Origin of the sequence: Bacteroides sp. FSHCM14E1, assembly GCF_019633785.1 — a bacterium.
Taxonomy (GTDB): Bacteria; Bacteroidota; Bacteroidia; order Bacteroidales; family Bacteroidaceae; genus Bacteroides; species Bacteroides hominis.
This window is the reverse complement of the sequence record NZ_JADKYL010000007.1, coordinates 229578-236275: the sequence shown is the minus strand read 5'-3', so window position 1 is coordinate 236275 and position 6698 is coordinate 229578. Positions and strand designations below refer to the sequence as shown.

Annotated in this window: 3 protein-coding genes; all 3 read left to right on the top strand. The window is 40.4% G+C overall.

Going from position 1 to position 6698, the window contains the following annotated elements:
* Nucleotides 1–168: 168 nt before the first annotated feature.
* The 3 genes from ISX59_RS13025 to ISX59_RS13015 all read left to right on the top strand — a co-directional run bounded on the left by ISX59_RS13025 (nucleotide 169) and on the right by ISX59_RS13015 (nucleotide 6696).
* Nucleotides 169–3486, top strand: coding sequence for a TonB-dependent receptor (locus ISX59_RS13025; protein WP_122200364.1), 3318 nt, complete (start codon nucleotides 169–171; stop codon nucleotides 3484–3486).
* A 21-nt stretch (nucleotides 3487–3507) separates the two neighbouring features.
* Nucleotides 3508–5145, top strand: coding sequence for a RagB/SusD family nutrient uptake outer membrane protein (locus ISX59_RS13020; protein ID WP_005810142.1), 1638 nt, complete (start codon nucleotides 3508–3510; stop codon nucleotides 5143–5145).
* Between the two features lie 75 nt (nucleotides 5146–5220).
* Nucleotides 5221–6696: a DUF6057 family protein gene (locus tag ISX59_RS13015; RefSeq protein WP_032541158.1), complete on the top strand. Its 1476-nt coding sequence runs from the start codon at nucleotides 5221–5223 to the stop codon at nucleotides 6694–6696.
* Nucleotides 6697–6698: the final 2 nt, after the last annotated feature.

Here is a 6698-nt window from a genome sequence, read left to right as displayed (position 1 = left end):
CCAAGTTCGTTTAGAACTTATACCAAACATCAAATTTTAAACCTAAATTAATAAAGAAAAGAATGAGAGAGAAACCGTAAATGACGTTAACCTGGTGCAGCGATGCTTTAGAAGTGTCCTGTGCTCACTTTATCAATCAAAATTACAATCTAATAATTAATCGTATTTATGAGAAAATGCAACATGCGGTGGTTTAGTCCGCAAAGAATGAAAAAGCATCTGGCTTTTGCTTTGGCAGTTAGCCTGATAGCTATGGTACCTGTGAGTGCCTTCGCTCAAGTACTAAAGATTTCAATGACGAAGACAAACGTATCCATCGAGAGTGTACTGCGTGAACTTGAAAAACAAAGCGAGTATACTTTCTTCTACAATGACAATCAGGTAAAGCTGAACAAGAAAGTATCCATCAATGTGTCGGATGCTCCGATCGAAACTGTACTGAACGAAGTATTCAAGAATTCGGGATACACTTATAAGATCGTGGATAATCAGATCGTAGTATCTGCGACGAAAGAAGCGACAAAAGACGTACAGACAACTCAGCAACAAAAGCAGAGAAAAGTTTCGGGAGTTGTAAAAGATGCAATGGGTGAAGCCATCATTGGAGCATCAGTAGTAGAAAAAGGAGCTCCTTCTAATGGTACTATAACAGATATTAACGGACAATTCAGTCTGACAGTAGGCGGCAACGAATTACAAATTACCTATATCGGTTATATGCCTGAAACAGTATCGTTGAAACCAGGTGTTACTTCTTACAATGTTACCATGAAAGAAGATACAAAGACCCTTGACGAGGTAGTTGTAGTAGGTTACGGCGTACAGAAAAAAGCAAATTTAACAGGTGCAGTATCATCCATTAATGCTGAAGCACTGGAATCTCGTTCTGTATCAAGTGTTTCTGCAGCAATGGCTGGAACAATGCCGGGTGTAACAGCTATCCAATCTTCCGGTGCTCCGGGATTACAAACCGGAACAATTACCGTACGTGGTAAAAACTCGGTGAATGCGGCCAATCCGTTAGTCATCGTAGACGGTGTACCGGGTAGTATGAATACCATTGACCCACAGGATATCGAAAGTTTGACAGTATTGAAAGATGCTGCTTCTGCCGCAATCTACGGTGTACAGGCTGCCAACGGTGTAATCTTGATTACAACTAAAAAAGGTAAGAAAGGACAAGATGCCAAAGTATCCTATTCGGGTAGTGTAGCATGGGCAACTCCTACAACAAAACTAAACTTCCTTGGTTCGGCAGACTATGCTATGCTGTACAATGAAGCTGTAAAAAATGAAAATCCCAATGCCGCCCTTCCGTATAGCGATGAAGATATCGAGCTTTTCCGGAATGGAACTGATCCAATCGGACACCCCAATACAGACTGGTATAAAGAGACATTTAAAAATTTTGCATTTGAACAACAACACAATTTCTCAATCAATGGTGGCTCTGAAAAAACAAATTACAGTGCATCGGTTGGTTATCTCTATCAAGGTGGTTTAACAAACGAAAATGATTATAATCGTTTCACCGGTCGTATCAACGTTGAATCAGAAATCAGCAAATGGTTTTCTGCCGGACTGAATGTATCCGGATATAGAGGAACACGTGAGGATGGAGCTGTCGGATTTGCTACACTGATGAGTGAAGTGACCCGTAACAGCCCGACACTACCGGTTTACAATGAAGATGGTACATTTAATTATAGCGGAAAAGCCAATCCGGTAGCAGAATTAGGAAGAACCGGTTTTTATCGTCAGATGGACCAGCAGTTGAATGCTATCCTACATGCAACCGTACACATCTTACCGGAATTGAGCGTTAAGGGATTATTCTCTGTACGTAATGATATTCGTAACATCGATTACTTCAAGAAACATTATTCATATGGTACCGGATCAAATATTTCTGATTCTGGTTTGAGAGAAGGATACGATAAATATTATATCTGGAACGAATATACATCTCAGTTGTTGGTGAACTATAACAAAACGTTCAAGCAACATACTATCGGTGCATTGTTTGGCTTTGAGCAGTGGGAGCAACTTTATAAATATACAGAAGCCACACGTAAGGGTGGTGGTAGCGATGAACTAACAGAGTCATTGAATACACTGGATAAATCATCTCAAACCAATTCTGACGGTGGCACGGAGTTAGCCCGTCGTTCATACTTTGGCCGTATCCAATACGATTACGCTGACAAATATTTATTTGAAGCGAATCTGCGTGCAGATGCTTCTTCACGTTTCCCGAAAGATAATCGTTGGGGTGTATTCCCTGCATTCTCTGCCGGATGGAGAATCTCAGAGGAAAACTTTATTAAAGACAATCTGAACTGGATGAGTAACTTGAAGTTACGTTTAGGTTGGGGTCGTACCGGTAACGAAGAATTGAGCGATATCTACCCTGCAGTAGCGACTTATGCTTATGGTTCTTATATGTTTGGTAATACATTGAACACAACCGCCTATGAAGCGAGATATGTAAACAGTGCACTTCAGTGGGCCACAGTTACTAATTACGAAGTTGGATTAGACGCAGGATTCTTAGATAATAAACTTGGATTTGAACTGTCTGTATACAAGAAAAAAACAGATGACATGCTATTGAAACTTCCGGTACAGGGTATTTTAGGTATGTCAGCACCGGTTCAGAATGCAGGTAGTGTAGAAAATACAGGTTTCGATTTGAACATTTTCCACAATAACCGTATCAATAAAGATTTCAGCTATGCTGTAAATTTAAATCTGGCTTATGTAAAAAACCGTATCACAAACCTTGAGGGTACTGAAGGAGAAGATCCTGACAACAATAAATTATGGCGTTTAGAAGGTTATCCCATCGGTTCATTCTATGGTTACAAAGCAATCGGTTATTTCAATACTGAAGAGGAACTGGCCAACGAACCGAAACGTACAGGAACAGAAAAATTGGGTGATATCAAATATGCTGATTTGAATGGTGATGGTAAAATTGATGCTGCGAATGACCGTACAGTGATCGGTCAAAACTTCCCGAGCTGGACAGGTGGTTTAAGCATTAACCTGTATTGGAAAGACTTCGACTTCTCTGCTCTGTTCCAAGGTGCATTCGATGTCGATAAATACTGTGAAGCCGAATCTTCATACGCATTCTATAATGGTGGTAAAGTGCTGAAAAAACACTTAGATCGATGGACTCCGGAAAATCATAATGCCAGCTATCCTCGTATCACAAAAGATTCACAAACTAACTTCGTAACTTCTTCTTTCTGGTTGGAAGACGCGTCTTATGTACGTTTGAAGAATGTGTCATTAGGCTACAATCTGCCTAAGAGTTGGCTGAACAGAATTGGCGTTAGCAGAATCAAAGTCTATGTAGCTGGTGAAAACTTACTGACATTCTGTGGTCTTGAAGACATTGACCCGGAAGAATCAAGTACACGCGGATGGTCATATACCAACGTGAAGAAAGTTTCATTAGGCCTAAAAGTTTCATTCTAAATCCCTCAATACTATAAAAATATGAAAAAGAATTACTTATATATATTTGCAACAGCCCTTATAGTAGGGTTCAGCTCTTGTAGCGACTTTCTGGATCGCTATCCTCAGGAAGAGCTTTCTGATGGTAGCTTCTGGAAAACGCCGGATGACGCAAACAAAGTAGTCTCAGACCTCTATGGCTATCTGTCTACATGGGATCAAGACAACGACATTAATTCAGACAATGCCACAATGGGTATCAAATGGGCTGCAGGTAATATTTCCAAAGGAATTTATGACCCGGCAGACCAAGGTTGGAGCGGTGATTATGCAAATGTCCGTCAGTGTAACCTGATTCTTTCAAAAATAGATGAGATTCCTGATTATCCTGAAGCAGATAAAACCAAAGCACTCGGACAGGTATATTTCTTCAGAGCGTATATTTACTTTAATCTGATCCGTTCATTCGGAGACGTTCCATACATTGATAAACCTCTGGACTTAAAAGACATGGAAGGAATCACACGTATGCCAAGAGCAGAAGTATATGAGAAAGTCATGGCTGATTTTGACAGAGCAATTGCTGCCCTTCCAACAGAATGGCCTGCTTCTGACTATGGACGAATTACTAAAGGAGCCGCTATGGCAATGAAAGCAAGAGCTGCTTTATACTACGGAAATTGGGATGTAGCTGCCAAAGAAGCCAAAAATGTAATGGATTTAGGCTTGTATGAACTTTATGATAAAGACAATACAGGCAAATATGCTGAACTTTTCTGGGAAAAAGCCGATGGTTGTGACGAATTCATACTTGTTACCCAATTTAACTACCCGGACAAAACTCACTACCTGATGGGTTGGGAATGTTTCCCTACAAAAGGTTGGGGTGGCATGAACCCCACTCAAAGTCTGGTGGACGCATTCGAAGATAGTGAAGGCGCTCCGATCAGTAAATCTAAAATATACGATTCAACAGATCCATTCAAAAACCGTGACCCACGTTTGGAGGTAGACATTTTGCACGATGGTGAGGAAATGTATGGCGTAACAATAAAAGTCGCTCCTTTGGCTTCAAGCGGTAGCACAGGCATCAACCAACATAATGATGCTACAGAAACCGGATATTATGGCCAGAAATGGCTGGACCCAAGTTTAGATCCTCAGTCTGATGGCTGGAACATGGGTAAGGACTGGGTACATATCCGTTATGCTGAAGTACTCTTAACTTATGCTGAAGCCATGAACGAACTTAAGGGGTTGGATCCGGCTGCATTTGATGCTGTCAATCAGGTAAGACGTCGTGTAGGTATGCCTGAACTTCAGAATACGGATGCCAGCAAGCCTACTTATTGTGCTACTCAGGATGATCTCCGTCAACGTATCCGTAACGAATGGCGTGTAGAATTTTGTCTGGAAGGCGGAAAACGTATGTGGGATATCCGTCGTTGGGGAATTGCCAAAGACGTATTGAATGCACCATTCGAAGGATTGAAATATAAGATTGTAGACAACCCGAATGATCCCGACAAAAAAGTAGATGGTGGAAAAATGTGTATCCTTTATCAGGGAGAACCGATTAAGTTGGTAGGAAGCAGATACTCGGACAATAACTATTTGTTCCCTGTACCGCAAAGCGAAATTGACTTGAATCCTGCTCTGACACAGAATCCGGGTTATTAATAATAGTGTTTAGACAATGGGGGCATTCCAATCAGGGAGTGCCCTCATTTCTCTTATTATCTTGCATCTATACTTATGAAGCGGTTACCATACCTACTTTTTTTACTACTTTTCATTACCTATTTCCTTTGTTACCAAGGGGTACTTTCACATGTGATTTATTATCACGAACAACACCATTTGTTCCTGTTCTCTAAAGAATACTTCTTCAAACAAATTCATACGGAAGGGTTGATCGCATATCTGAATGATTTCGTCGTTCAATTCTTTTATATACCCATATTGGGAAGTGCAATATTATCCGGGATATTGGCGGGAATATATCTGTTGACGCACTATTCTTTCAAAAAAATAACAGGACAAACAGACCTGTTACAATTATCCTTGTTTCCCTCTATATGTCTTTTCATTTATACAATGCCTGTAGATCATTCATTAACACCTGTCGTGGGAGTTTTCTTGGGGCTTTTGTTACTTGCCGGAATTAATATCTTCATAACCAAACAATGGAAATGTTTCATCCGCATTCCATGGATTAATGTTCATGGAAATAAAAAGAATATGGCAATTTCCACAATTTCTACAATCATATATGCCATTGCCGCATGTTATATATTCGTACAATCATATAATATGCCGGAACGCATCATGTTGATGGCTGAGAAAAGCGTAAAAGAGAGAAATTGGGAAAACACATTGACACAAACAGAAAAATATATAAATTCAGGGAGAACCAATCAACTGATCTCCTATTTTCACAACCTGGCTTTATATCACACAGGAAAGCTACCTTACCACCTATTTGATTATCCACAAAAATTAGGAGTCAAAAGTCTGTACTTCCCATGGAATAGTGACAGCCGTGAAAGCGAATATGGACATTTCATTTATGAAGACCTGGGATATATCAACGAGGCACAACGGTGGGAGTTCGAATCGATGGTTGTCTGGGGAGAGACCGCTCCGCACCTGATTAACCTGGCACGGTATAACATAGCCAATAAACGTCCCAAAGTGGCACAGAGGTTTATCAACCTGCTTAAACAATCTCTTTTCTACAAGAAAGAGGCCGAAGCATTGGAGAAATGGCTACCGACAGGAAATGTTCCCGGGTTGAAAGTATCACCCGGCAAGACCTCCAACACGCCTGTACGATTCGCGAATGTTATAAATATAGGACCGGAACTGCAATATCTGTGCGAACAAGACTCAACAAACCGGATGGCTTTCGAATATCTGATGGGTAACTTACTGTTGAGCAACAATGTCATACGTTTTGTGAATAACCTGAAGTTCATACATAATTTCGATTACCCTCAAATGCCACCCGCTTACGAAGAGGCACTCTATATCTATAAATTAGGAGTAGGCGAAGAAACTTTTTCAAAATCAGGTTTCACTGTAAGCGAACAAACCGAAAAACGATTCCAACAATATTATGGTTTATATAAAAACAGAGAAATGCAAAGGTTGAAATCCGAGTTTGGAAACACCTATTGGTACTATCTGAACTTCATCAGTCCCTATGGAGATAAAATCATTAAGAATTAATC

What these genes read in the sequence shown, in the direction of transcription:
- ISX59_RS13025 (WP_122200364.1), top strand. Translation starts at nt 169, where the DNA reads ATGAGAAAATGCAACATGCGGTGGTTTAGTCCGCAAAGAATGAAAAAG.
- ISX59_RS13020 (WP_005810142.1), top strand. Translation starts at nt 3,508, where the DNA reads ATGAAAAAGAATTACTTATATATATTTGCAACAGCCCTTATAGTAGGG.
- ISX59_RS13015 (WP_032541158.1), top strand. Translation starts at nt 5,221, where the DNA reads ATGAAGCGGTTACCATACCTACTTTTTTTACTACTTTTCATTACCTAT.